General features: G+C 73.8%; 22 protein-coding genes. 10 read left to right on the top strand and 12 right to left on the bottom strand.

Going from position 1 to position 24,250, the window contains the following annotated elements:
* Positions 1–59: 59 nt before the first annotated feature.
* The 3 genes from CYQ11_RS25730 to CYQ11_RS25740 all read left to right on the top strand — a co-directional run bounded on the left by CYQ11_RS25730 (position 60) and on the right by CYQ11_RS25740 (position 5,029).
* On the top strand, positions 60–1,439 hold the full coding sequence (locus CYQ11_RS25730) for an alanine dehydrogenase (RefSeq protein ID WP_192939113.1): 1,380 nt from the start codon (positions 60–62) through the stop codon (positions 1,437–1,439).
* On the top strand, positions 1,436–2,860 hold the full coding sequence (locus CYQ11_RS25735; protein ID WP_099202693.1) for a CoA transferase: 1,425 nt from the start codon (positions 1,436–1,438) through the stop codon (positions 2,858–2,860). Before CYQ11_RS25730 ends, CYQ11_RS25735 begins: the two co-directional genes overlap by 4 nt.
* Before the next feature lie 174 nt (positions 2,861–3,034).
* Positions 3,035–5,029, top strand: a complete 1,995-nt coding sequence (locus CYQ11_RS25740) for a DUF5107 domain-containing protein (protein WP_099202694.1) — start codon at positions 3,035–3,037, stop codon at positions 5,027–5,029.
* Positions 5,030–5,045: 16 nt separating this feature from the next.
* Here the strand turns inward: CYQ11_RS25740 and CYQ11_RS25745 are convergent, their stop codons facing one another.
* Entirely contained in the window at positions 5,046–5,399 is a 354-nt protein-coding gene (locus CYQ11_RS25745; protein ID WP_099202695.1) for a VOC family protein, read from the bottom strand.
* Between the two features lie 50 nt (positions 5,400–5,449).
* Positions 5,450–6,310 (bottom strand): class I SAM-dependent methyltransferase, encoded by an 861-nt coding sequence (locus CYQ11_RS25750; RefSeq protein WP_099202696.1) that lies wholly within the window; start codon positions 6,308–6,310, stop codon positions 5,450–5,452.
* Between the two features lie 185 nt (positions 6,311–6,495).
* Between CYQ11_RS25750 and CYQ11_RS25755 the strand changes: the two genes are divergently transcribed.
* Both CYQ11_RS25755 and CYQ11_RS25760 read left to right on the top strand, forming a co-directional pair.
* Complete coding sequence (locus tag CYQ11_RS25755; protein WP_099202697.1) at positions 6,496–7,692, top strand: aminotransferase class I/II-fold pyridoxal phosphate-dependent enzyme; 1,197 nt, start codon at positions 6,496–6,498, stop codon at positions 7,690–7,692.
* 106 nt (positions 7,693–7,798) lie between these two features.
* Positions 7,799–8,803, top strand: coding sequence for an MBL fold metallo-hydrolase (locus CYQ11_RS25760; protein ID WP_099202698.1), 1,005 nt, complete (start codon positions 7,799–7,801; stop codon positions 8,801–8,803).
* Between the two features lie 39 nt (positions 8,804–8,842).
* Here the strand turns inward: CYQ11_RS25760 and CYQ11_RS25765 are convergent, their stop codons facing one another.
* Positions 8,843–10,120 carry a hypothetical protein gene (locus CYQ11_RS25765; RefSeq protein WP_240003727.1) on the bottom strand — a complete coding sequence of 426 codons (1,278 nt, stop codon included), beginning with the start codon at positions 10,118–10,120 and terminating at the stop codon, positions 8,843–8,845.
* Positions 10,121–10,223: 103 nt separating this feature from the next.
* Positions 10,224–10,751, bottom strand: a complete 528-nt coding sequence (locus CYQ11_RS25770) for a GNAT family N-acetyltransferase (protein WP_099202700.1) — start codon at positions 10,749–10,751, stop codon at positions 10,224–10,226.
* Positions 10,752–10,941: 190 nt separating this feature from the next.
* On the opposite strand from CYQ11_RS25770, the gene CYQ11_RS25775 reads away from it, so the two are divergent.
* A complete protein-coding gene (locus tag CYQ11_RS25775) occupies positions 10,942–11,202 on the top strand; it encodes a hypothetical protein (RefSeq protein ID WP_099202701.1) in 261 nt (86 codons plus the stop codon).
* Here CYQ11_RS25775 and CYQ11_RS25780 read toward each other — a convergent pair.
* Genes CYQ11_RS25780 through CYQ11_RS25790 form a run of 3 tightly spaced genes read right to left on the bottom strand, consistent with a single transcriptional unit; the run spans position 11,199 to position 14,422 of the window.
* Positions 11,199–13,262, bottom strand: a complete 2,064-nt coding sequence (locus CYQ11_RS25780; RefSeq protein ID WP_099202702.1) for a CHAT domain-containing protein — start codon at positions 13,260–13,262, stop codon at positions 11,199–11,201. The two genes, CYQ11_RS25775 and CYQ11_RS25780, sit on opposite strands and share 4 nt — an antisense overlap.
* A 6-nt stretch (positions 13,263–13,268) precedes the next feature.
* Complete coding sequence (locus CYQ11_RS25785) at positions 13,269–13,610, bottom strand: CU044_2847 family protein (protein WP_099202703.1); 342 nt, start codon at positions 13,608–13,610, stop codon at positions 13,269–13,271.
* Positions 13,607–14,422 carry a hypothetical protein gene (locus CYQ11_RS25790; RefSeq protein WP_099202704.1) on the bottom strand — a complete coding sequence of 272 codons (816 nt, stop codon included), beginning with the start codon at positions 14,420–14,422 and terminating at the stop codon, positions 13,607–13,609. Before CYQ11_RS25790 ends, CYQ11_RS25785 begins: the two co-directional genes overlap by 4 nt.
* A gap of 630 nt (positions 14,423–15,052) precedes the next feature.
* Between CYQ11_RS25790 and CYQ11_RS25795 the strand changes: the two genes are divergently transcribed.
* Positions 15,053–16,462 carry an amino acid permease gene (locus CYQ11_RS25795; protein ID WP_099202705.1) on the top strand — a complete coding sequence of 470 codons (1,410 nt, stop codon included), beginning with the start codon at positions 15,053–15,055 and terminating at the stop codon, positions 16,460–16,462.
* A gap of 36 nt (positions 16,463–16,498) precedes the next feature.
* On the opposite strand, the gene CYQ11_RS25800 is transcribed toward CYQ11_RS25795, so the two are convergent.
* Positions 16,499–17,260: an SDR family NAD(P)-dependent oxidoreductase gene (locus tag CYQ11_RS25800; protein ID WP_099202900.1), complete on the bottom strand. Its 762-nt coding sequence runs from the start codon at positions 17,258–17,260 to the stop codon at positions 16,499–16,501.
* A gap of 95 nt (positions 17,261–17,355) precedes the next feature.
* Positions 17,356–17,937, bottom strand: coding sequence for a TetR/AcrR family transcriptional regulator (locus tag CYQ11_RS25805; protein ID WP_099202706.1), 582 nt, complete (start codon positions 17,935–17,937; stop codon positions 17,356–17,358).
* 169 nt (positions 17,938–18,106) lie between these two features.
* On the opposite strand from CYQ11_RS25805, the gene CYQ11_RS25810 reads away from it, so the two are divergent.
* A complete protein-coding gene (locus CYQ11_RS25810) occupies positions 18,107–18,832 on the top strand; it encodes a GntR family transcriptional regulator (protein WP_240003706.1) in 726 nt (241 codons plus the stop codon).
* Positions 18,833–19,160: 328 nt separating this feature from the next.
* Complete coding sequence (locus tag CYQ11_RS25815; protein WP_099202707.1) at positions 19,161–21,509, top strand: collagenase; 2,349 nt, start codon at positions 19,161–19,163, stop codon at positions 21,507–21,509.
* A gap of 126 nt (positions 21,510–21,635) precedes the next feature.
* Here the strand turns inward: CYQ11_RS25815 and CYQ11_RS25820 are convergent, their stop codons facing one another.
* Positions 21,636–22,073, bottom strand: a complete 438-nt coding sequence (locus CYQ11_RS25820) for a BRCT domain-containing protein (protein WP_146104740.1) — start codon at positions 22,071–22,073, stop codon at positions 21,636–21,638.
* Positions 22,074–22,319: 246 nt separating this feature from the next.
* On the bottom strand, positions 22,320–22,745 hold the full coding sequence (locus CYQ11_RS25825; RefSeq protein WP_099202709.1) for a hypothetical protein: 426 nt from the start codon (positions 22,743–22,745) through the stop codon (positions 22,320–22,322).
* 321 nt (positions 22,746–23,066) lie between these two features.
* On the opposite strand from CYQ11_RS25825, the gene CYQ11_RS25830 reads away from it, so the two are divergent.
* Complete coding sequence (locus tag CYQ11_RS25830) at positions 23,067–23,438, top strand: nuclear transport factor 2 family protein (protein WP_099202710.1); 372 nt, start codon at positions 23,067–23,069, stop codon at positions 23,436–23,438.
* On the opposite strand, the gene CYQ11_RS25835 is transcribed toward CYQ11_RS25830, so the two are convergent.
* Complete coding sequence (locus CYQ11_RS25835; RefSeq protein ID WP_099202711.1) at positions 23,428–24,249, bottom strand: helix-turn-helix domain-containing protein; 822 nt, start codon at positions 24,247–24,249, stop codon at positions 23,428–23,430. The two genes, CYQ11_RS25830 and CYQ11_RS25835, sit on opposite strands and share 11 nt — an antisense overlap.
* Position 24,250 lies beyond the last annotated feature (1 nt).

The following is a 24,250-nucleotide window of genomic DNA, read 5'->3' on the forward strand; positions in this document are numbered from 1 at the left end:
TTGCGTGCCAGCACGGAAGGGGCCCGGAGATAATGACAGCAGGATTCGACCCCACACGAATGCACCGGCCCTTCCGGTGCATAGGGCTTGCCGCCGAGCATGAATCCCCCGAGAATCCCGACGGTTCGGAGACCAGGGTCGCCCTGACCCCGGCCGGTGTCGCGGCGCTGGTCGCCCACGGGTGCGCGGTGGGGGTGGAGCGCGACGCCGGCTCGGCGGTCGGTTTTCCCGACGCCGCCTACCGTGCGGCGGGAGCCGTCATCGAATCACGCGCCGAGGTCTATCGCGACAAGGACCTCGTCATCAAACTCAAAGGCCCCGCCCACGAGGACGTCCGCCGTATGGATCCCGGCTCCTGTCTGCTCTGCATGGCACATGTGCAGTCCATACCCCGAAGAGTCGCCGTGGCCAACGAGAGCAAAGTCAACGTCATAGCCATGGAGTTGATACGCGAAATACCGGAAACCCTCCCGGAGGCCTATCTGCGCAGCCAGTTGGCCTTGCGGCAGATTTTCAGCGGTCTCGCCGGTACACCGCCCGACCGTCTTTCGGTCGCCTTCGTCGGCTTTTCCGCGGACGCCTTCGGCGCCGTCCAGTACGCGGCGCGCTGCGGCCCCCGGTCCCTCCACCAACTGTCCGGCCGCCCGGCCGGACGGCCCGCCGCCGACGTGCTGTTCGTCGACGTGGACGAGCTGGCCGAGCGCGCCGCACACGTCCCCGCCGCCCTCGTACGCGAACACCTGGCCCGTCACCCGCTGCGCCCGTACGGCAGACGGAGGATCGAGTGCCTGCACGAGACCGGGCGGGCCGGCGCCCGCTTCGGCATCGAGCTGGCGCTGCGGGCCAACCCCCGCGTCCGCGCCCCGGCCGGCATCGCGGCCACCGTCCTCGGCTACGGCAACGTCGCCTTCGGCGCCCTGGACGAGTGCGTGCGGCACGGCGTCACCAGGGTCGACGTGCTGACGAAGCGGGACACGCGCCGCCCCCGAGTGAGCCGCCTCCTCCAGGCCAGCGACCTCGTGATCAACGGCGTCGAGCAGCCTTCCCGGTTCCGGGGCACGAGCTACCTCGTCACCGAGGAGGACGTGCGGTCCGTCCTGCGGCCCGGCACGGTCGTCGTCGACCTCGTCGGCGGCTGCGCCACCAACCGGACGGCCGTGGAGCCCATCGTGGAGTCCACGCACCCGGCCGACCCCTACTTCGTCAGGAACGGCGTCTTCCTGTCGTCCGTCTGGGGCTGGCCGCTGATGGGGTTCCAGCGCGAGTCCGTGGAGCGCTACAGCCGCCAGATCGTCCGGGTGTTGCTCACCGACGAGCAGTTGATCAACGGACTGGCCGCGGCACCGGCCGGTATCCGGCGGGCCCTGGTCGCCGGGCCCATGATCTCGCGGCGGACCTCTTCCCACCCTGTGGCACTCAGTGCCACACTCAGGGGATGATCAAGCGATCGACCGACGCCCTGGAGCACGTCTGGGCCGCGCTCGGCGGCGATCCCGCCCTGACGGCGGCCGTGGTCACCGACGGCCCCGGCGGCGCGCTCCAAGCCCGGCTCCCCGTCCGGGAGATGGCGCGGTCGACCGTGGCGGCCTGCGCGCTGGCCGCCGCCGAGCTCGCCGCGGCGCGGCGGGGCGGGGGCACGCTCCCGGCCGTGCGCGTCTGCGACGGGGCCGTGGCGACGGCGTTCGTCAGCGAGCGGCACGTACGGGTCGACGGCCGGGCCGCGACCTCCTTCGCCCCCCTGTCCCGGTTCTGGCGCACCGCGGACGGCTGGCTGCGCACCCACGCCAACTACCCCCACCACCGGGCCCGTCTGCTCGCCGCGCTCGGCGTCCCCGACTCCGGTGCCGACGAGGCCCTGGTCCCCTCCGTCGCCGCCGCACTCGCCCGACGCGAGGCGGCGCGGACGGAGGAGGAGGTCCACGCGGCCGGCGGGCTCGCCGTCGCCGTGCGCACCCCGCACGAATGGGCCGTCCACCCGCACGGCGCGGCCGTGCTCCAGCGCCCGCTGTTGAGCCTCGAACGGTTCGCCGACGGCCCCGTGCGCACCCTCGGCGGCCTGCCCGGGGGAGCGTCCGGCGCCCTGCCCGCCGGCGGGCTGCGCGTGCTCGACCTCACCCGCGTCCTCGCCGGACCCGTCGCCACCCGCACCCTCGCCCTGCTCGGCGCGGACGTGCTGCGCGTCGACACGCCGGCCCTGCCCGAGAGCCAGGACCTGCACGACGACACGGGGCTGGGCAAGAGGTCGACCGTCCTGGACCTCGCGCGCCGCGCCGACCGGGCCGCCTTCGAGGAGCTGCTCGCCGGTGCGGACGTCGTCGTGACTGGCTACCGGCCGGGCGCGCTCGACCGCCACGGCCTGTCCCCGCAGGCCCTCGCCGAGCGCCGGCCGGGGCTGGTCGTCGGCCAGGTGAGCGCCTGGGGCACCTACGGCCCGTGGGGCGACCGGCGCGGATTCGACAGCCTCGTCCAGGCGGCCTGCGGCATAGCCGCCACCGAGGCCGGCGACGACGCCCGCCCCGGGGCCCTGCCGGCCCAGGCCCTCGACCACGGCACCGGCTACCTGCTCGCCGCCGCCGTCCTGCGGGCCCTCACACGGCAACGTACGGAGGGCGGCACCCACCTGGCCCGCCTCGCCCTCGCCCAGACCGCGGCGTGGCTGGCCCGTGACGTGGCCCGCGACGCCGGCGAGCCCGCGGCCGGGGACGTCCACGACCCCGGGCCGTGGCTGACCGAGCGGCCGGGCCCCCTGGGCCGGGTCCGCCACGCCCTGCCGCCCGTGACCTTCGACGGCGGCCCGCGCGACTGGGCCCGCCCGGCCGGCCGCTGGGGCGCGGACGAGCCCGCCTGGCGGCCGGCGTGACGCCGGGCGGGCCCCGCCGGACCCGCCCCCGCACACCCCGCCACCGGTGCCGCCCCGCCGGCACGCGTCCCCGCCGCTCCGGCGGGGAAACAGTCCGACATCCATGGAAACCGCTGGACAGACACGAGGCCGCCCGGCATCCGGCGGCGGCCCGTCCGAGGAGCTGAAGTCGCCGTGTCCACCACCGTCAGGACGGCCGTCCTGACTCTGCCCGCCGCGCCGCTGGGCCCCGAGAACCCGCTGCCCCCGCTGTCCGCACCCCAGGACGTCCACGGCCCCGGAGCCGGCCTCCCCGACGACCTGCCCCCCGACATGGCCCGGCAGGTGCGGCACGGCCGGCTGCGGTCCCTGCTGCCCGTGCGCCGCCGCGACGACTACGGCCGCAAGCGCGTCCCCACCGACGTCACCGCGATCGTCGTCGAGAACGACAGGCTGCGCGCCACCGTGCTGCCGGAGTTCGGCGGCCGCGTGCACTCCCTCCTCCACAAGCCCACCGGCCGCTCGCTCCTCTACACCAACCCCGTGCTCCAGCCCGCCGGTTACGCCCTCAACGGCGCCTGGTTCTCCGGCGGCATCGAATGGAACACCGGTGCCACCGGCCACGGACCCCTCGCCACGGCCCCGCTGCACGCCGCCCGCCTGCCCGCACCCGACGGCGGCGAGATGCTGCGGCTGTGGGAGTGGGAACGGCTGCGCGACCTGCCCTTCCAGGTCGACCTCTGGCTGCCGGACGGCTCGGACTTCCTCTACGCCGGCGTGCGCGTCCGCAACCCCCACGACCGCCCCGTGCCCGTCTACTGGTGGTCCAACGCCGCCGTCCCCGAGGACGCCCGCACCCGGATCCTCGCCCCCGCCGACGCGGCCTGGTCCTACGGCCGCGAGCGCACCCTGCGCCGGGTGCCCGTCCCGGCCCACGACGGCGCCGACCACACCTACCTGCTGGCCGGAGAACGGTCCGGCGACCACTTCTACGACCTCCCCGACGGCGAGCGGCGCTGGGTCGCCGCCCTCGACGGGGACGGCCACGGCCTCGTCCAGACCTCGACCGACCTGCTGCGCGGCCGCAAGCTCTACGCCTGGGGCACCGCCCCCGCCGACCGGCGCCGCCAGGAGTGGCTCACCGAGCCGGGCACCGGCGGCTACGCCGAGGTCCAGGCGGGGCTCACCCGCACCCAGCTGGAGCACGTGCCCCTGGAAGCGGGCGGGGAGTTCGCCTGGCTGGAGGCCTACGGGCCGCTGACCGCGGACCCCGGCCGGATCCACGGCCCCGACTGGGCCGCCGCCCGCGCCGAGGCGGCGGGCCGGCTCCAGGCCGTACTGCCGCGCGCCGCCGTGGACGCCGCGTACGCCGCCTGGCGCCCGTACGCCGACCACGCCCCCAAGGAGACGCTGGCCACCGGCTCCGGCTGGGGCGCGCTGGAGGCCGAGCGGAGCGGCCGCGAACTGCCCGGCACGCCCTTCCCGGCGAGCGCCCTGGGAGACCAGCAGCGCCCCTGGCAGGAGCTGCTGCACACCGGCGTCCTCACCGAGGACGGCCGCGACCCCGGGCCGTCCCTCGTCTCCCCGCACTGGCGGGAGCTGCTGGAGGCCGCGGAACCGGGGCCGTACGCCTCGTACCACCTGGGCGTCGCCCAGTGGCACGCCGGCGACCGCTCACAGGCCGTACGCAGCTGGGAGTGCGCGCTGCGGGACGGGCTGGACTGGCCCGCCCTGCGCTGCCTGGCCGCCGCGGACCGCGCGGCCGGCCACCACGAGCGGGCCGCCGACCGCTACGCCGCCGCGGCCCGCGCCGCCCGCACCGGCGGAGCCACCCCCGCGGCCCTGACCGCGCTGACGCGCGAGGCGGCCTGCGCGCTCCTCGCCGCCGGCCGCGCGGACGACGCGGCGCGGATCGTCGAGGGCGTGCCCGCCCCCGCCCGCGCGCACGGCCGCTTCCGCCTGCTGAACGCCCGGATCCTGCTCGCGCGGGGCGACGCCGCCGGTGCCCGCGCGGTCTTCGACGAGGGCTTCGACGTCGACGACCTCCAAGAGGGCGAACGGACGCTCGCCGACGTGTGGTACGCCGTCGCCGAGCGCCTCGTCGCGGGACCAGGCCCGGTGACCGCGGAGGTGCGGGCCCGCGCCCGCGAGAGGCACCCCCTGCCCGCGCGGTACGACCACCTCGCCTGACCGGCTCCCGGGCCCCTCACCCCGGCCGGCGGCGGTCCACGTACTCGAAGACCGAGCCGTCGGGGTGACGGGCCACCAGGTTCCGCCCGATCGGGGTCGGCACCGGGCCGGCGATGATGTCCGCCCCCACCGCCTGGAGGTCCGCGAGCGCCTCGTCCACGTCGGTCACGGCGACCGTCGCCGCGATCCTCCGCAGGATCGACAACTCCGCCTCCGGTCCGCTCATCAGGAAGAAGCAGCCGACCGCCGCCACCTTGACCCCACCGCGCTGGAAGCGCACCGCCTCCTGACCGGTCAGCCGTTCGTACACCGCGATGGACGCGTCCAGATCGTCGACGCACACTCTCAGCGAAGTCCCCAGAATGTTCATGGAATCCAGGCTAGTTGGCGGCCGCGGGCGAGGGGGGCGGTCGCCGGGGATCAGACCCGGCAGAGGACCTCGCCGTTGAGCACCGCGAACCACGCGTCCTCGTGCCGGCCCCACTCGTGCCACGCCCGCGCCATCCGCTCCAGCTCCGCCCGGTCCGCGTGCCCGCCCTCCACCGCCAGCCGCGCGTAAGGAGACGCGAGGGTGCGGTCCGCCCACAGCCCGCTCCACCACGCACGCTGCTCCTCGCCCGCGTAGCACCACGCGCCCGCCGAGGTGGTGACGTCCGTCAGACCCGCCTGCCGCGCCCAGCCCAGCAGCCGGCTGCCCGCGTCCGGCTCCCCGCCCCCGGCCCGGGCGACGCGCACGTAGAGCCGCTGCCAGTCGTCGAGTCCGGGCACCCTCGGGTACCAGGTCATGGCCGTGTAGACCACGTCGCGGACGGCGACGATCCCGCCGGGGCGGCACACCCGGCGCATCTCACGCAGCGCGGCCACCGGGTCGTCGAGGTACTGCAGCACCTGGTGGGCGTGCACGACGTCGAACGAGCCGTCGGGGAAGTCCAGCGCGCGCACGTCGCCGGTGGTGAAGTCCACGTTGTCCACGCCCCGTTCGCGGGCGGCCCGGCGGGCGTGCCCGAGGATCCCCTCGGCCGCGTCCAGACCCGTGACCCGCCCCCGCGGCACCAGCACGGCCAAGTCGGCCGTGATGCTGCCGGGACCGCAGCCGATGTCCAGGACGCGGTGGTCCGGCCTGAGCTCGGGCAGCAGGTACGCGGCCGAGTCGGCCGCCCGGCGCCTGCCGTGGGAGCGCAGGACCGACTCGTGGTGACCGTGGATGTAGACGGCCCTCCCGCCGGGCGCGTCCGGCCCCGGCCCGTCGTTCCCCGTCCGCTCTCCCTGTGCTTCGGGCATGCTCGTTCCCTTCGCTCCGTCGTTCCGGTGGGCACTTTCACCGTACGCATCCGTCTCGGATCGCGAGAGACCCGTCTCGTCATGTGATACCGGTTGTCACTCGCCCGCCCGTGTCGGGACCGCCGCGCACCGCCCGGTCTGCCAAGGTGGACGGAAGAGTCGGTGAGGCACGGAGGTAGCTACGGATGCAGCAGGGCTCTGCGGCACTCCCCGGGCCGGGCCTGCCCGTCCTGCCGGAACTCGCCGCGCGGCTCGCCGAGGCGGCGGGCCGCACCGGGCCCGAGCCGCTCGGCGGCGGGACCGCCCTGCGCTCGGCCGCCGCCGGCTACTGGGCGCGGCGCGGCCTGCCCACCGAGCCCGGCCGCGTCGTCGCGGCCCCCGGCGCCCAGCCCCTGCTGCTGGCCCTCTTCGCCTCCGCGGGCGGCGAGGTCCTGCTGACCCGGCCCTGCGCGCCCTGGTACGGCCCGCTCGCCCGCCTCGCCGGCCGGCTGGCCTACCACGTGCCCGTACCGGCCGAGTGCGGCGGCGTCCCCGACCCGTTCGCCCTGCTGGAGACCGTGCGCAGGATCCGCGCGGAGGGCGGCCGGCCGCGCTTCCTGGTCCTGTCCGTCGCCGACGACACCACCGGCACCGTCGCACCGCCGGAGATCCTGCACGAGGTCTGCGAGGCCGCCGCGGCCGAGGAGCTGACCGTCGTCAGCGACGAGACCTGGCGCGACACCGTCCACGACCCGCCCCCCGCCACCGTCTTCGTCAGCCCGGCCGAGATGTACCCCGACCGCGTGGTCGTCCTCACCGACCTCGCGGGCGCCCTCACCCCCACCGCCTGGCCCGCCGCCGTCGCCCGCTTCCCGGCCGCCGGCACCGGCCCCGCCCTGCACGCCCGCGCCGCCTCCGTCCTCGCGGCCCTGCGCGCCGAACTGCCGCCCCCGATCGCCGCCGCCGCGAGCCTCGCCCTCAGCGAGCCCGCGCCCGTACGGGCCCGCACCGCCGCGGCCGCCCGGCTGTACGGCGTGCTGGGCGAGGCCCTGCGGCAGCGGCTCGACGCCGCCGGGGCGCTGTGCCGGCCCTCGCAGACCGGCCCCCACCTCTACGCCGACCTGGGCGAGCTGCGCGACGCGCTCGCCGCCCGCGGCATCACCGATTCCGTCGAACTGGAGGCCCATCTCGGGGCCGTTCTGGGCCATCCGGCCCCCGGTGGCCACCGCTTCGGCGACGTCCCGGACTCCCTCCGCGTCCGGCTCTCCACCCTCGCGCTCCTCGGCCCCGCCGACGACCAGCGGCAACGCGCCCTCGACGCGCCCGACCCGCTGCGTTCGCCCGGCGTGGCGGAGGCGTTGTCCACTTTTGGATCGGCGTTCAGTGAACTCGCGGGCGACTGATCTACCGTCGTCGGAGAGCCTCCGCCCCCGCCTCCGTCGCCGTGCCCGGCCGTCGCCCCCGCACCGCGCCACCCAGGTTCCGGTTCCCCATGAATGGAGCCCCCAGATGACCGAACAGACCGAGCGCCCCCTCGCGGAACCGCGTCCCCTCGGTGAGGTCCGCTCCTGGCCCCGGTCGTTCACCGACCGCCTCACGGCCCCGCTGCCGGGCGTCAGAGCCCTCGCCCGCCTCGCCCGCGAGGGACGCCTGCGGCCGGGCGCGCAGGCGCTGCGGGACGTCCCGGAGCTGCCCGTCGAGCCCGCCCGGCTGCCGGCCGTCGACGCCGGCTCCCTCGCCGTCACCTGGGCGGGGCACGCCAGCTGGGTGCTGCGGATCGGCGGGCTCACCGTGCTGACCGACCCCGTCTGGTCCCGCCGGATCCTGGGCACCCCGCCCCGCGTCACCCCGGTGGGCGTGCCCTGGGAGGAGCTGCCGCCGGTCGACGCGGTCGTCATCAGCCACAACCACTACGACCATCTCGACCTGCCGACGCTCCGGCGGCTGCCGCCCGACACCCACCTGCTCCTGCCGGCCGGGCTGGCCCGCTGGGCACGGCGCCGCCGCTTCACCCGCGTCACCGAACTCGACTGGTGGGAGGCCGTGGAACTGCCCGGCCCGGCCGGCCCCGTCCGGTTCGACTTCGTGCCCGCCCACCACTGGAGCAAGCGCACCCTCACCGACACCTGCCGCTCGCTGTGGGGCGGCTGGGTGATCACCGCGCCCGGGGGGCGGCGCGTGTACTTCGCGGGCGACACGGGCTACGGCCACTGGTTCGAGCGCATCGGCGAGCGCTACGGCGACATCGATGTGGCGATGCTGCCCATCGGCGCCTACGACCCGCGCTGGATGCTCGGCCCGGTGCACACGGACCCCGAGGAGGCCGTGCGGGCCTGCCAGGACGTCGGGGCGCGGGCGATGGCGCCGATGCACTGGTCCACGTTCCTGCTGTCCGCCGAGCCGCCGCTGGAGCCGCTGCGCAGGGTCCGGGCGGCGTGGGAGACGACCGGGAGACCCCGCGCGGACCTGTGGGACCTGGCGGTGGGGGCGTCACGGGTGCTGCCGGACGTCTGACCCGCCCCGCGTCCTCGCCTACCTGTGCGTCCTCCTCGCCTACCTGTTCCAGGTGAAGGTGAACCGGTTGCCGCCGTGGCTGGTGCAGGTGAGGTGCGAGGGGAAGCGGCTGGCCCGGGTGTCGAGTCCGGCCACGCCGGTGAGTTCGTCGTAGGTGAAGTGCACCGAGCCGGTGCCGAGGACCTCCTCCCCGCCGTCGGCGTCCCTCCGGACGGCCGTCCGCAGGGCCACGCCCTCCCTGACGGCGAAGTCCCTCGCGGGCCGGCCGGCGTACAGGCGGACGTCGAGGCCGTCCTCCGGCTCCAGGAACTGCAGGGTCACGCCCTGCTCCGGCCCGTGCGCGGCGACGAAGGCGACCCGGACCGTCCGGCCCCGCGGACCGTCGGGGGCGAGCACGGCCAGGCTGTGGTAGCCCCCGGCGGCCACCGCGGTGACCTGCTTGTCCTTCGTCTCCGCGAGGATGCCCGAGACCTGCTTGTCGGAGTCCTTGCCCACGGCGAGGAGCCGGCCGTCCCGGGTGACGGCCAGGCTGTGCAGGTGTCCGGCGGCGACGGCGGCGATCCGCAGCCCCTGAGCCGCCCGCAGGATCCCCGACACCTGGTGGTTGCCGTCCCGCCCCGCGGCCAGGAGCTCGCCCTCGTCGGTCACCGCCAGGCTCTGCAGGGCGGCGGCGGAGACGGCGACCACCCTCTTGCCGCGCGCGGCGTCGAGGATCCCGGAGACCTGCCGGTCGTCGTCGCGGCCGGCGGCGAGGAGCCTGCCGTCGGCGGTCACGGCGAGGCTGTGGAAGTCACCGGCGGCCACGGCCCTCACCTTGACGTCCCGTGCCGCGTCGAGGATGCCGGTGACCTGCCCGTCCCCGTCCCAGCCCGCGGCGAGGATCCGCCCGTCCCTGGCCGCCGCCAGCGAGTGCACGGCGGCGCAGGCCACGGCGGCGACGGGGGTGCCGCGGGCGGCCGCCAGGATGTCCGAGACCTGCTTGTTCTGGTCCTTGCCGGCGGCCAGCAGCCGGCCGTCGTGGGTGACGGCCAGACTGTGGAAGCCCCCGGCGGCGACCGAGAAGACCGCTTTCCCGCTCGCCGCCGCGAAGATGCCGGACACCTGCTCGTCGTCGTCGAGCCCGGCGGTGATCAGCGCACCGTCGTCCGTCACGGCGAGGCTGTGGTAGTCACCCGCCGCGACGGCCGCGATCCGGTGCCCCTTCGCACCGAGCAGGATGCCCGGCACCTGCCCCTGGAGGCCCAGCCCGGCGGCGACGAGCTGCCCGGCGGGGTGCGCCGGTGAGGCGGGGGCCGGGTGCTGCTCGGCGAAGTGCACGGACAAGGGCCCTCTCCTCCATCGCGGACGCGCTGGGGTCCACGCTGGTGGGTGAACGGTGCCGGGGCACGCGGGGGCGGCTGAACAGGTGAGGGGAGGCCGGCTACGACCGCGCCTCGATCACGTGCACGCGCAACGGCACCCCGTGCAGGGGATGGGCGGTCTCCCGCTCCCGGCGCATGCCGAGCTTGCGCATGATCCGCTCGGAGGCGACGTTGCCGGGCGCGCACACGCTCACGACCCGCCCGAGCCCCCGGTCCCGCAGCGCGAAGTCCAGCGCGGCGCGCGCCGCCTCCGTCGCGAGCCCGCGCCCCCAGTACGGCCGCCCGAAGCGCCAGCCGATCTCCATGGCCGGCAGGATCTCGGGCAGGAACACGGGCTCGGACAGCCCAGCGAAGCCCACGAGTTGACGACTGGTGCGCTCCTCGACGGCGAAGAGCCCGACGCCCCGTTCCTCCCACTCCCGCTCCCACGCGACGATCCCGGCCTCGGTCTGCGACCGGTCCCGGACGGAGCCGTCGCCGATCCAACGCATCACTTCCGGATCGGAGTTGATGGCCGCCATGGGGACGATGTCGTCCTCGCGCCAGCGGCGCAGGGTCAGTCGCGGGGTGCGGAGGGAGAGGGCCATGGGGGGAGCATGCCCGGCGGGGCGGGGGACGGCACATGGTCACCGCGGCGGCGCCGGGCCGGCCGGGCGCCCGGTGACCGCCGTCTTCGCCCCGGACCCGGTCAACACGCGTCCCCGTAGCCACTTCCCTGAGGGAACCGGGCCCGCGAACACCCCTCGCGGCCCGTGCCGCGGCGATAATCGGTGCTCGATGAGTGAGCGCGAGTATCCGCCCGATCCCGAGCCGGAGCCCGAGGGCCGGACGTGCCAGTGGTGCCACGGCTCCGGGTTCGTGTCGTGTGCCTTCGCGTACAGCCCGGGGGCGGACCCCTTCAAGGGCCCGGCCGACACGGTGCACCGCGCGGGGCAGTGCAAGCACTGCCTGGGCAGGGGGACGTACGACTCACGCCTCGACCCCACCCTGGACCGCGGCGGGGGCCCGGAGGGACCGGAGGGCGCGGACACCGCCTAGCCCGCCGTCAGGTCCCCCACCCGTGGTGGAGCCGTCGGCGGCAGCGGCGTGAGTTTCACGGTCTTGTCCTCGCTGCCCGTGGCGAGCCAGCGCCCGTCCGGGCTGAACGCGACGGCGAAGACGGTGTGACCGTGCTGGACGCGCAGCAGACGGTTGCCGTCGGCCGTGTGCCACACGATGGCGCTGTGGTCCGCGCCGGCCGTCGCGAGGCGGTGTCCGTCCGGGCTGTAGGCGAGGTCCTTGACGGCCCCGGCGTGGCGGACGAGCAGGACCTGGTGCCCGGTGTGGGTGTTCCACAGGCGCACGCTGCCGTCGTCACCGCCGGTGGCGAGCTGGTGGCCGGTGGGGCTGAAGGCGACGGTCTTGACGCCGTGGTCGTGGCGCAGCCGCAGCAGCGGCTCGCCGCTGAGGGTCCACAGGCGGGCGCTGCGGTCGCCGGACGCGGTGGCCAGCCGCTGTCCGTCCGGGTCGAAGGCGACGTCGGACACCACCTGGTCGTGCCGGACGCGCAGCAGCGGCTCGCCGCTGACCGTGTCCCACAGCCGGGCGCTGCGGTCGGCGGAGGCCGTGGCGAGGTGCCGGCCGTCCGGGCCGAAGGCCACGGCGGTCACGACGTGGTCGTGGCGGAGGGTCAGCAGCTGGTCGCCCGAGGCGGCCCACATCCGCGCCGTGCCGTCGGCGCCGCCGGTGGCGAGCCGCTGCCCGTCCGGGCTGAACGCGCAGGCGAAGACGCTGGAGAGCCAGCCGCCGACGGGCTGTTCCCAGACCCGGTTGCCGGTCTCGGTGTCCCAGACCCGTATCCGTCTGCGCGAGCCGGTGGCCAGTCGCCGGCCGTCCGGGTGGAAGGCCACCGCGTGCACCCACTGGCCGGCCGGCAGCACGCGGGAGGTGATCCGGGCGGCCGGGGGAACAGGCGGCGGTGACGGCTCCGGCTCCGGGCCGCCGTCGTCCTCGGTGACCCCCAGGTCGAAGAGCCGGGCGTTGCGGCCGCGCAGGTAGAGCACCGGGGTCGCCCATTCCAGGCTGTCGTCCTTGTCGACGACCAGGGCGACCCGCCCGATCCGCACGGCCTCGTCGACGGACCGGTTGAACGCCACGGCCTGGTAGAAGGAGGCCGCGAAGCGGGCCGCCGCCTTGTCGGTGACGGCGAACTGCATCGCGACGACCGCCGGCACGGTGCGCACGAGCACCGAGGCTGTGCTGGAGAAGAGGTCCTCGGAGTTGCCCATGCCGCCCTGGCAGCTGTTCAGCACCACCATCTGCGGTCTGGGCTTCGCCACGCTGACGAGCGCCGCCAGCGCGGTGGCGTGCAGGAGGTGCTCCCGGCCCTGCTCGTCGGCCAGAGCGATCATGCCCTCCTGCCGGGCCGGGTCGTAGGCCCCGTGGCCGATGAAGTGCAGGACGTGGCAGCCGTCCAGCAGTCGCCGGCGCAGGTCCTCCGCGGTCTGGCCGGTGACCCAGTCCAGCCGGACCAGGCCCCGGTCGACGAGCGGCCGCAGCGCCAGCGTCAGGCCCGTCCGTTCGCTGTCCGCGTCCAGGGGCGCGCGGCTGCCCGGCAGCGCGGTCATGCCCAAGATGCGCAGCGGGGGGTCGCCACGCAGCGGAAGGACGAGTTCCGGCACGTCGACGTGCCGGACGACGGGGTCCCGCAGGCACAGGTAGCCACCGAGGTCGGCGTCGTGCAGCAGCTCCCAGGGCAGCGCGGCGAGTTCCGGGGCCCGGATCCTCAAGACCACCCGGAGCGCCTCGTCGCGCTCCTCGGCCCGCTGCCGGCTCGACAGGAACAGGCTGCGGACGTGGCCGCCGAAGACGGCGCCGAAGAGCTCGACCCCCACCTCCCGCACCGGCTGCTCCAAGCCGAGCGCCGCCGCCCGCCGGGCCACCGAGGAGGCGAGGACCGCCGACTGGATGTCCTCCAGGCGCGCCCCGACGGCGTGGGGGTCGAGGCAGACGTGCAGTGTCTCCTCACCGGCGGGGGAGGAGACGCCCACCACGTACCGTCCGGCTGTGTCGCCGCCCCTGCCGATCTCGACGACGAAGTCCGTGCTGTCCGTCGGCATGCGGCATCACGGCCGCGGCGGCGTGGAGCCGTCCCAGCTGAGGGTCACCTGGAAGTGCGACTCGGCGCCGGCCGTGAGGATCGCCCCGGCCTTGGCGCCCAGCACCACCCCGAACTCGACCGTGACAGTGTCCGGCCGCAGGCGCAGGCCGCACAGCTGGGCGACGACGCTCTCGGCGACTGTGCGCACGGTGCCCAGGGCGGCCTCGAAGGTCTGCTCGGCCCGGGCGACGGCGGCCTGGGCCGAGAAGCCCCGCGTCACGACGCCGTCGGCGGCCTGGAAGGCGGCCTGGGTGCTCTCGACCAGGATGGTCCCGCCCGATTCCAAGGGGAACTCGAAGGTTTTCACGTCGTCCCTCCGGCGTTCTGCGCGGCCTCGTCCGGCGTCGCGGGAACGGGGCCCGCGGACTTCCGCCACCAGTCGAGGAGGTCGCCGTAGGAAACCGGCGCCGACTGGGCCTCGGTCATGATGGCGAGGCTTTCGTCGCTCCAGATGAGGTGCGGGTCGCCGTCGTCCCCCTGGAAACAGATCAGGGTGCCCTCCGAGCGGTTGTTTCCGACGACGAATCGCTGCCGGCCGTTGAGGGGCGTGGAGGCGCCGCAGCCGCTGTGGGTGAAGGTCTCCCGGCTCATGATCTCGCCCAGCCGGGTGTTCATGCCGGAAACGTCGGTGAACTGCGCGTACACCGCCGTGACCCCGCCGGTCAGCCGGCACTCCACCACGGCGGTCACCGACGCGCCGTACCGGGACCGGTCCACGGCCCTGCAACCGCTGCGGAGGCCGCTGGGGACGTGGGTCAGCAGGGCCTGGGTCGGTGTCCCGTCGTCCGGCGGCCCGGTGGGCGCGGGCCGGGGCGGAGCGGTGGCCGGCGGGGCGGGGGCGGTGGGGGAGACCGAGACCGGGGGCGGTGACGTCCTCGCGGGATCCGGGACCGGGCCCGCCGTCGGCGGCCCCGGCGCCGGCTCCTTCTTCTCCTGCGTCACGAGGAACACGATGCTGGTGGCCACCAGCCCGGCGCCCAGCAGGGCGGCCGTGGAGCGGATCAGCGGGCTGATCCGCGGAAAGGAAATCTCCCGGACGGCGAATCCACTGCCCAGCAGGGAGATCAGGACCATGAGGCCGCCGAAGACGAAAAGAATGATCGAGGCTGAAGTAGGCATTGTCTTCCCCCGAGCCGCGAAGTGCCCCTGATGTTCCTTTGGCCTGGCGTTTCCCGTGTCCGATATCCCCGCGTATTTCCGTGTATCCCCGTGCAAGTGCCCCGCGCCCTTGCCGGGCCGGTAAGGCTATAGGGATTTTCATGAATTTCACGGCGGCGGGAGCTCCCCGTGTACGAGTTCACTTCTTCGCGCCCCCCGCATTCCCGTTCGTGGCGGGAGGGGTGTCCCTGCCCGGTGTTTCGCTGGAGCCGGGGCGGGTCGCCCGGGGGTGCGCCGCTGTGGGGCGGGCCAGGGGCGTGCGGGGGTGCGGGCGGTCGGCGGCGCGTGCGCGCGGACACCTGGGTGGTCCATACCAATTCGTGTGCGCGGGGCCGCATTCCGGAGAGCCGGGACCGTGTGCGAGCGCAGATCAGCCCGGCCGGGCCCGGTGAATGAATCACGGTCCCGGGGCGCGTTCCCCGCACCATTTGCGGCCGGCGACCCCCCTTCGCGGAACAAAAAATTCCGATTTTGCGCGGCGGCGGGTGGCGGTCAATATGTGCAGTCGCACAGACCTATGCTCACCGCACGGGCGTGTGCAGTCGCACGAGAACCGGCGACCTGCCCGCAGGACGAGAGGCGCACCACCCCATGCACGACACCGACGGCACGCAGAGCCGCCGCTTCGGCCTCCCCACCGCCACCGCGCTGGTGATGGGCAACATCATCGGAGGCGGCATCTTCCTGCTCCCCGCCTCCGTCGCCCCCTTCGGCACGGTCAGCCTGCTGGCCTTCGGCGTACTGACGATCGGCGCCATCGCGCTCGCGCTCGTCTTCGGGCGGCTCACCGAGCGCTTCCCGCGCACGGGAGGCCCGTACGTCTACGCCCGCGAGGCCTTCGGCGACTTCGCCGGGTTCCTGTCCGCCTGGTCGTACTGGACCATGACGTGGGTGAGCAACGCGGCCCTCGCCGTCGCCGGCGTCGGCTACGTCCACGTGCTGACCGGGGGCAGCGGCTCGATGGCCTCGGACCTGACCGTGGCGCTGCTCCTGCTGTGGCTGCCGGCGCTGGCGAACCTCGCCGGGACGCGCTGGGTGGGTGCCGTGCAGATGGTGTCCACGGTGCTGAAGTTCATCCCGCTGCTCTTCGTCGCGATCGTCGGGCTCTTCTTCTTCGACCCGTCCAACCTCGGCTCCTTCACCGAGGGCGGCAGCAGCTGGAGCGGGAGCCTGACCGCGTCCGCCGCGATCCTCCTCTACAGCTACGTGGGCGTGGAGTCGGCCGCCATGAGCGCCGGCGAGGTGCGCGACCCGGAGCGCAACGTGGGGCGCGCGAGCGTCCTGGGCACCATCGGCGCGGCCGTCGTCTACCTGCTGGGCACGCTGTCCGTCTTCGGGACCGTGGCGCACGACAAGCTGGTGAAGTCCAGCGCCCCCTTCTCCGACGCGGTCGACGCGATGTTCGGCGGCGAGTGGGGCGGCACGCTGATCGCGTTCGCCGCCGTGGTCTCCATCGTGGGCGCGCTCAACGGCTGGACGCTCATGAGCGCCCAGGCGCCGTACGCCGCCGCGCAGGACGGACTGTTCCCGGCCGCCTTCGCGAAGAAGCGGCGCGGGGTGCCGACCGCCGGTGTGCTCGCGGCGGCGGTCCTGGCGACCGTGCTGACGGTCATCAACTACACCTCCGGCGTGGCGGGCGTCTTCGAGATCCTCGTCCTGATCACGACCTTCTCCGCGACGGTCCCGTACCTCCTGGCCACCGCCGCGCAGGTCTACTTCCTGCTGCGGGGCCGGCGCGACAAGGTCCAGCCGGCCCGCCTGACCCGCGACCTGGTCCTGGCGCTCGGCGGCTTCGGCTTCTCCTTCTGGCTGGTCGCGGGCGCCGGCTACGCGGCGGTCTACCAGGGCGTGCTCTTCCTCTTCGCGGGGGTCATCGTCTACGTGTGGATGGCCGCCCGCCGCCCGGCGGACGCCACGGCGTCCGCGGAAGCCGGCGAGTCCGCTGAGGCCGCTGAGGCCGTTGAGGCTGCTGAGCCGGCCGAGAAGGAGCGGGTGGCCTAAGCCCCCCGCCCCCTCCGCCTGAACGACCGGTCCCGGTCAGGCCGTGACGCCGCCGTCCAGGACGAGTTCGGTGCCGACCGTGAAGCCCGCCTCCTCGGAGGCCAGGTACAGCACGGCGGCGGCGACCTCGTCGGGGGCGCCGGCCCGGCCTGCCGGGACCTCGTGCTTCATCCGCTCGGCCTTGTCCTTCGCCGACTCGCCGGGCCACGAGGACATCGAGGTGTCGATCGGGCCGGGGCTGACGGCGTTGACGCGCACGCCGTCGGCGATGTGGTCGAGGGCGGCGGTGCGGGTGAGCGCGGACAGGGCCGCCTTGCCGGCGGAGTACGCGCCGAGGCCCGGCTTGCGCAGGTGGGCGCCCAGATTGGACGAGACGTTGACGACGGCGCCGCCGCCGTGCGCGCGCATGTGGTCGATCTCGTGCTTCATCGACAGCCAGGCGCCGGTGAGGTTCGTGCTCATGATGGCGTGCCAGTCGTCCTCGGGGATGTCGGCGACCTTGGCGGGCCGAACGAACATGCCGACGTTGTTCACGGCGATGTCCAGGCCGCCGTGGCGCTCCACGGTGCGCTCGACGAGGTTCCGTACGTCCTCGGAGCGGGTGACGTCGGCGGTGACCGCCGAGGCCACCCCGCCGGTGGCCTCGACGAGGGCGACGGTCTCCTCCAGGGGTTCCGCCCGGCGGCCCGCCACCACGACCGCCGCACCCTCGCGGGCGAAGGCCAGCGCGACGGCCCGGCCGATGCCCGTGCCCCCGCCCGTGACGAGGACGGTCTTGCCGGTGAAGCGTGCGGTCATGATCATTACTCCTCAGCGTTGCAGCAATCAAGAACGATCGGTCTTAAAAGAGGTCCCGCAAAAGCCCGCGCCGAAGCGCGGGCGGGTGGCAGGTGTCAGTCCAGCAGCGTCAGCGCCTGATCGGCCGCGTCCCGCAGCCGGCCGGAGTCGGGCGTGACCTTGCCGACCACGCGCAGCCCCTGCAGGAGGACCAGCAGCATCCGTGCCAGCGCCACCGGGTCGCGCCCCGGCGGCAGTTCCCCCTGGGCCCTGGCGCGCATCAGCGCCGAGGTCAGCGCCGTCTCCAGGCTGTTCCAGCTCTCTTCCACGCGGCGTGCGCTGCCGGAGTCGCGCACCCCCAGCTCGACGGCCGTGTTGGTGACGAAGCAGCCGCGCCCCAGCACGTCGCAGGCGGCCTCGTCGGCGAAGCGGCGGACCAGGGCCCGTACGGCCGGCAGTGCCGGGCCCGGCTGGGACAGCTCCTCGACGGCGCGTGGGCCGTGCTGCTCGCGGTAGCGCTCCAGTGCCTTGAGGTAGAGCTCGCGCTTGCTGCCGAACGTCCCGTACAGGCTCGCCCGGGCGATGCCGAGGCGCTCGACGAGGTCCGCCATCGACGTCGCCTCGTAGCCGCGCTCCCAGAACAGCTCCAGGGCTGACTGCAGGGCGGCGTCCGGGTCGAATTCCTTGGTCCTGGCCACATCCGTGATCCTAGTGCTATCGAGAACGATCGGTCAAGAAAGTGGGGCGAGGGAGATCGGGCGCAGGAAGGGCGGTAACCGGCCTTGCTGCGGGCGCAACGTGACATGGCATCAGGGGGCTCCCTAGGCTGTTGCTCCGAGCACGCACGGAACGTCCGGAGGTCAGGCAGTGGGGGAGCGCACGCACCGCGGCCGCAGTCCGATCGTGGCGATCGCCGCGCAGGAGAGACTGCGGGACAAGGTCGCCCACGCGCTGCGGGCGGCGCTCATATCGGGTGAACTCCGCCCGGGCTGCGTCTACTCCGCGCCGGCCCTCGCCGCCGACTTCGGCATCTCCGCCACACCCGTGCGCGAGGCGATGCTCGACCTGGCCCGGGAGGGGCTCGTGGAGCCCATCCGGAACAGGGGATTCCTGATCACCGAGGTGAGCGAACGCGACCTCGACCAGTTCACGGAGATCCGGGCCCTGATCGAGATCCCCACCGTCGGCCGGGTCGCCCGCACGGCCACCAGGCAGCAGCTCGAAGCGCTCCGTCCGGTCGCCGAGGAGATCGTCGACGCCGCCCGTGCGCACGACCTCATCGGTTACCTGGAGGCGGACCGCCGCTTCCACCTCGCCCTGCTGAGCCTGGCGGGCAACGATCACCTCGTCACCTTCGTCGGCGACCTGCGCAAGCGCTCCCGTCTCTACGGCCTGACGCGCCTGGACGAGCGCGGCGAACTGCTGCCCTCCGCCGAGGAGCACCTGGAACTGCTGGAGCTCGCGCTGGCGGGCGACGCGGCGGGCGCCGAAGCGTGCATGGGCCGCCACCTCGGCAAGGTGCGCTCGTTGTGGGCGCAGGCCCGCGACGAACCGGTGGAGCCGAGCCGCCGGCCGCGCCTCGGCGCCCTCTGAGCCGTTCCGCGCGAAGGGCGCGAAGGGCGCGAAGGAGTCGAAGGGCTCGACGGACGCTCGGCTGGCTGGCTGTGTCGGTCGGCCGCGTCCCGGCTGCGTCGGTTGGCCGCGTCGAACAGCTCGGGTGAACGGCCCCGCGTGATCGTCCAGTTGAACGGGCTCCCGCCCCTGTGAACGGCGGTGAGCCGCACCCGCCCCCCTCCGCTTCGGGAAAGGCAAGGTAAAGCGGAGGGTGATGCGGCGGGAAGGGTTGTCAGTGCAATTTCACATTACTATGGTACGGCGCACCTCGTGACTGACGAGGCCTCAACTCCCACTAGGAGATGCGGTGAACGCGTTACGTACCGCGCGCAAGGGCCTGCTCGCCGCCACCCTCGCGGCGTGCCTCGCCCTGCCGGCCGCCCAAGCCGCCGCGGCGGCGCCCGGCAAACCCCCCACCCGCCCACCGGTCACCGCCACCGACGTGCCCGGAACCCCCCACGACACCCCCCACAAGGACCCCCGCACCGACGTCGACCGGCTCGCCGTGGCGCCCGAGCACCGGGTGGAACCCCCCGCCCCCGGCGGAGGCAAGGTCTCACCGGGCCGCATACCCGGCGACCTGGCCGAGGGCAAGGCCGGCAGACCCGACGGCGTCGCCCAGGGCGGAGCCGTCCCCTGCACCCTCGACGGCATCACCGGGCTGAACCCCGACCGGCTCGCCGACTTCCTCACCGATCCCGCCGTCACCGCGGACGGCTGCCTGCGCGGCCTGATCTGGACCTGGGACGCCCGGCTCGCCCCGGTGATGTCCCGCGCCCACGTCCAGGCCGTCGCCCGGCGGGCCGCGTCGCTCGCGCCGAGCCACGGAGGCACCGACGCCACCCACCTCTACGAGCTGTTCACCTACCTCCACGCGGTCGTCTACCACGACTTCTCGCGCACCGAGATCGACGTGACGGACGCCCCGACGGTCGACGCCATGCGCCGGGCCATCGCGGCGTTCGGCGGCGCGGCCCGCACCTTCGACCCCACCAAGCAGAACGCCGACACCCTCCGCGAGGCGCTGACCACCGGCAGCGCACCGGGGTTGCGGCAGCACCAACTCGGGCTGATCTCCCGCGTGCTGGACACTCTGGGGCCCAAAGCCGCGACCGCTACCGACCCCAGCTGGGGCGGGGCGGCACTGGCCGCACTCAGCACCAACTACCTCGGCATCTACCCCGGCAACAACGACACCGCCTTCCGCAACGCCGTCGCCGCGAACTCCGCCTACCGGGCCGGCTTCCGGGCGTTCGCCCGCCACGTCCACCTCAAGGGCACGGCCAACGCCTGGGCCGTCCGCGACGCACTGAGCGAATACGGGCGCTTCGGCCAGATCGACAGCCTGCGCACGGCGATCGTGGGCGACCTCGGTGCGCTCCTGAAGACGGCCGAGGGTAACTTCGGCGACCTCAGCGCCCCCTGGGCCTCCCTCGCCTCCTGGCTCAACTTCTTCGAGGACTGCAAGCGTTTCAACGTCTGCAAGCCGCAGATAGAGGCCAGGGTCTTCCCCCGCACGTACACCTACGACAAGGGCGGCATCGAGGTCCGCACCGCACTCGACCGGTCCACCGTCGACCAGCTCTACTACGCGAGCAAGCAGGTCAAGGCCCACTTCCTCCGCGTGCTCGGCACGGACGCCCCCCTGGCCGGCGACCCCAACGCCACCCTCCACATCCACCTGTACGCCTCGCGCGCGGACTACGAGGTGCTCCACCCGCTGCTGACCGGCATGGGCACCAAGAACGGCGGCGTCTACATCGAGGAGGGAGCCACCTTCTACACCTACCAGCGCCGCGTCCCCCAGGACTCCCAGCTCACCCTCGAAGAGCTGTTCCGGCACGAGTACACCCACTACCTCAACGGCCGCTGGGCCGTGCCCGGCATGTTCGGTGACTCCCGCTGGTTCGCCAACGACCTGACCACCGCGATGGACGAGGGCACCGCCGAGTTCTTCGACGGCGCCACCCGCGACGAGGGCATCAAGGTCCGCAAGTCCCTGGTCAAGGGCATCATCCGCGACACCGCCGGGGGCGGGCCCCGGATGACCGTCAACAGGCTCCTGCACTCCACCTACGACGGCGACGGATTCCGCTTCTACGACTACGCGGGCACGTTCTTCGAGTTCCTCTGGGAGCACCACCCGTCGCTGCTGCGGGAGATGTACGGCTACCAGCGCGCCGACGACCCCAAGGGATTCGACGACTGGCGCACCCGCACGGGCGCGGACGCCGGGCTCCAGCGCGAGTACGACGCCTTCCTCGACGAGCACATCGCGAAGGTCGACGACCTCTACGTGCCCGCCACCACGTTCACCCCGGTGGGCTCGCTGAAGCTCTCCCGCCCCACCGACGTGGCCACCGCCTTCGCCTCGGCCACCCAGATCACGCCGGCCTGCACCGGCAACGGCGACACGGGCGGCAAGCCGCGCTTCACCTGCACGGGCCGCATCACCGCCAACCTCACCGACTCACACGACGCCGACCAGGTCTTCGTCGACATGACCGAGACCGTCGACTACTTCATCCTCCACCGGAGCGAGTCCGCCGCCAACAACTTCGCGGACATGAACTGCTCCTTCAGCTCTCCGGAGATCTGGTCCACCGGCTCCGCCGCCACCAGCTCCTTCTCCTGCGAGGGCCCGCTGCGCGCCTAGCCGACCGCCGGTCCGTTCTGCCGCTGACGACCTCGCAGAGGGCGTCAGCGGCAGAACGCCGTGTGGGGCCCGTACGCGTATGGGATCCGCAGGGGAGCCGTGGGGAACCGTGGAGATCCGTGGGGGTCAGACCGCCAGCTGCTCCCGGAGGTCCGCCTCGGTGATGACTTCGATGTCGTGCCCGGCGTCGAGCAGCTCCTGTGCCCGGCGGTGCTTGCTGCTGAGAGCCATCCCGGGGGCGAAGCGCGAGGGGTCGGCGACGCCGACGACCAGGATGTCGGTCCTGTGGCTGACGGATCCGGTGGCCTGGGCGCCGGCCTCGGCCAGCAGGGCCTGTGCCTCGGCGCGCGTCATGGAGGTCAGGGTGCCCGTGATGCAGACGCTGCGCCCGTAGAGCAGACCGTCGGGGTCGGCGTCAGGGTTGGCCTGGGGTATGGGCGGCCGCCTCTCGTGCACCCGCCGCCGGCACCCCTCCCACGACTGCGAGCCCCATTCCTGCCGGCCGTACCGGATCCGCAGCTTCTCCAACAGCGCGTCGAGGGTGTCCACGCCGTGCTCGCCCATGGCCGCCAGCATCACGCGGGCGGCGGGGGCGCCCCCGGTTTCGGGAGCACCCCTTTCGCGTGGGTGGCGTCTCGCTCTGGACCACCGATATTCCGGCGTTGACCAGGGCGCGGACACCGCGTGTGGCCCACGGCTCCGGAACTGTCCGGAGCGAGCGCCAGGCTCAACGGATCTTCCGTGAGCGCACCCCCGCGCAGCGCTTGACGCCTCCCCGCGGCGCGCGACGGCGGGGAGGCACCGTCACGCTTACAGGACCGTGGCGGTCTCTTCGTTGGCGTAGTCGAAGCCGTCGGGGTCGAGGTAGAAGACCTTGACCTTGACCTGGTCGCCCTTGGCGAAGTGCGCGGAGAGCTCGTTCTTCAGCGTCAGGTGGAGCGTGCGGCTGTTGTAGTCGCAGGTGAGCTTGGCCGGCTTGACCAGGGTGGCGGCCCGGGCCTGGAAGTGCGTGTCGCGCTGGGTGAGCGCGTTGGCGACGAGTTGGTAGCTCTCACCGGGGTCACAGGAGTACGTGACGTCCACCTGAACGTTCTCACCGACGAGGGAAACCTTGTCGACCGCCAGGAGGTTGGCCTTGGCGGCAGCCGGCGAGGCGGCGGCCAGCGCCCCCACGCCTGCCATGAGCGTGGCGGCCGTGGCGCCGGCGAGACGGCGTCGGACACGGGATGCGTTCATCGTTGTTCCTTCCCCCATCCGCGGTCACCGTGGCCCGACCTGGTCCTGTGTCGTCGGAAGACTCCGATTGCACGGGTGACTGCGGAACTTGTCTGTTTTCGATCATTGATCCTATGTGATTCCCTGTCTGCACCGAAAGGGACGATCATCACGCCACGCCCCCTCGCCCCCCACCCACGCGCCGCAGCTCCATTACCTCCGCCGTAATCGCGCCCCCGCCCCCTCCCCGGCAAGGTTGGTCTCAGCAGCCGCCCGGACCCGCGCACTCGGGTTCGGGGGGCCGCCGCTTACCGTTCGTTTCGTTGCCAGGAGGCATGTGCCATGAACCCGTACGAGACCGCCGTCGCCCGTTACTTCGAGGCGTGGAACGCCGGCGACGCCGACGCCCGGGCCAAGGCCGTCGCCGCCGCGTGGGTCGAGGACGGGACGTACACCGACCCGCTCGCCCAGGTGCGCGGGCACGACGCTCTGGCCGCCGTGATCGGTGGGGCCCAGGAGCAGTTCGCCGGGTTCGAGTTCCGGCACACCGGGAGCGTCGACGGGCACCACGACATCGCCCGCTTCTCCTGGGAGCTGGTGTCTGTCAGCGACGGGTCCGCGCCCGTGGCCGGGTTCGACGTGATCACGCTGGCCGAGGACGGGCGCATCCGTTCCGTGCTCGGTTTCCTCGACCGGGTCCCGCCTACGGTGTGAGGCCCTCCCGCAGGGCGGTCGCCGTCTCCGCGTCGGCGGGGAGGAAGGTCTCCAGGGCCAGTTCGGAGACGGTGACGTCCATCGGCGTGTTGAACGTCGCGATGGTCGAGACGAACGACAGGGTGCGGCCCCTGTGCTCGATCACCATGGGGAGCGCGAAGGGCAGCCGGCCCTCGGCGGCCGCCGCCCTCTCCTCACCCAGCGGCTGGGGGAGGGGGTAGGTGCTCACCTCGTCGTAAAGGGAGCGCAGCGGTGCCGAGCGCATCAGGGCGAGCTGACGTTCCATCTGGTGGAGCAGATGGCCGCGCCACTCCAGGAAGTTGCGGATGCGTGGCGCGAGTCCGTCGGGGTGCAGGGTGATGCGCATGGCGTTCAGCGGGGGCGTGAGCAGCGGCTCCGCCACGCCCTCCAGGAGCGCCGCGATGCCGCTGTTCGCCGCCAGCACCTGGTACGTGCCGTCCACGACCAGGGCGGGGAACGGCTCGTAGCTCTTCAGCAGCCGCTCCAGCCCCTCGCGTACGTCCCCCAGTGCCGGGTCGTCCAGCGGCCGCTCGGGGTAGTGCGGGGCGTAACCCGCCGCGATGAGGAGGGCGTTCCGCTCGCGGACGGGCACGTCGAGGTGGTCCGCGAGACGGAGGACCATGTCCTTGCTGGGCCGGGAGCGGCCCGTTTCGATGAAGCTGATGTGCCGGGCGGAGGAGTCGGCGCGGAGCGCCAGCTCCAGCTGGCTGATCCGGCGCCGGTCCCGCCACTCGCGCAGCAGCGCGCCCACGCCCACGCCCGTGTCCGGGGCAACCGCAACAGTCGTCATG

Source organism: Streptomyces cinnamoneus, assembly GCF_002939475.1.
In the GTDB taxonomy this organism is placed as follows: domain Bacteria; phylum Actinomycetota; class Actinomycetes; order Streptomycetales; family Streptomycetaceae; genus Streptomyces; species Streptomyces cinnamoneus_A.

What these genes read in the sequence shown, in the direction of transcription:
- CYQ11_RS25730 (WP_192939113.1), top strand. Translation starts at nt 60, where the DNA reads ATGCACCGGCCCTTCCGGTGCATAGGGCTTGCCGCCGAGCATGAATCC.
- CYQ11_RS25735 (WP_099202693.1), top strand. Translation starts at nt 1,436, where the DNA reads ATGATCAAGCGATCGACCGACGCCCTGGAGCACGTCTGGGCCGCGCTC.
- CYQ11_RS25745 (WP_099202695.1), bottom strand. Translation starts at nt 5,399, where the DNA reads ATGAACATTCTGGGGACTTCGCTGAGAGTGTGCGTCGACGATCTGGAC.
- CYQ11_RS25750 (WP_099202696.1), bottom strand. Translation starts at nt 6,310, where the DNA reads ATGCCCGAAGCACAGGGAGAGCGGACGGGGAACGACGGGCCGGGGCCG.
- CYQ11_RS25755 (WP_099202697.1), top strand. Translation starts at nt 6,496, where the DNA reads ATGCAGCAGGGCTCTGCGGCACTCCCCGGGCCGGGCCTGCCCGTCCTG.
- CYQ11_RS25760 (WP_099202698.1), top strand. Translation starts at nt 7,799, where the DNA reads ATGACCGAACAGACCGAGCGCCCCCTCGCGGAACCGCGTCCCCTCGGT.
- CYQ11_RS25770 (WP_099202700.1), bottom strand. Translation starts at nt 10,751, where the DNA reads ATGGCCCTCTCCCTCCGCACCCCGCGACTGACCCTGCGCCGCTGGCGC.
- CYQ11_RS25775 (WP_099202701.1), top strand. Translation starts at nt 10,942, where the DNA reads ATGAGTGAGCGCGAGTATCCGCCCGATCCCGAGCCGGAGCCCGAGGGC.
- CYQ11_RS25780 (WP_099202702.1), bottom strand. Translation starts at nt 13,262, where the DNA reads ATGCCGACGGACAGCACGGACTTCGTCGTCGAGATCGGCAGGGGCGGC.
- CYQ11_RS25790 (WP_099202704.1), bottom strand. Translation starts at nt 14,422, where the DNA reads ATGCCTACTTCAGCCTCGATCATTCTTTTCGTCTTCGGCGGCCTCATG.
- CYQ11_RS25795 (WP_099202705.1), top strand. Translation starts at nt 15,053, where the DNA reads ATGCACGACACCGACGGCACGCAGAGCCGCCGCTTCGGCCTCCCCACC.
- CYQ11_RS25800 (WP_099202900.1), bottom strand. Translation starts at nt 17,260, where the DNA reads ATGACCGCACGCTTCACCGGCAAGACCGTCCTCGTCACGGGCGGGGGC.
- CYQ11_RS25820 (WP_146104740.1), bottom strand. Translation starts at nt 22,073, where the DNA reads ATGGGCGAGCACGGCGTGGACACCCTCGACGCGCTGTTGGAGAAGCTG.
- CYQ11_RS25825 (WP_099202709.1), bottom strand. Translation starts at nt 22,745, where the DNA reads ATGAACGCATCCCGTGTCCGACGCCGTCTCGCCGGCGCCACGGCCGCC.
- CYQ11_RS25830 (WP_099202710.1), top strand. Translation starts at nt 23,067, where the DNA reads ATGAACCCGTACGAGACCGCCGTCGCCCGTTACTTCGAGGCGTGGAAC.
- CYQ11_RS25835 (WP_099202711.1), bottom strand. Translation starts at nt 24,249, where the DNA reads ATGACGACTGTTGCGGTTGCCCCGGACACGGGCGTGGGCGTGGGCGCG.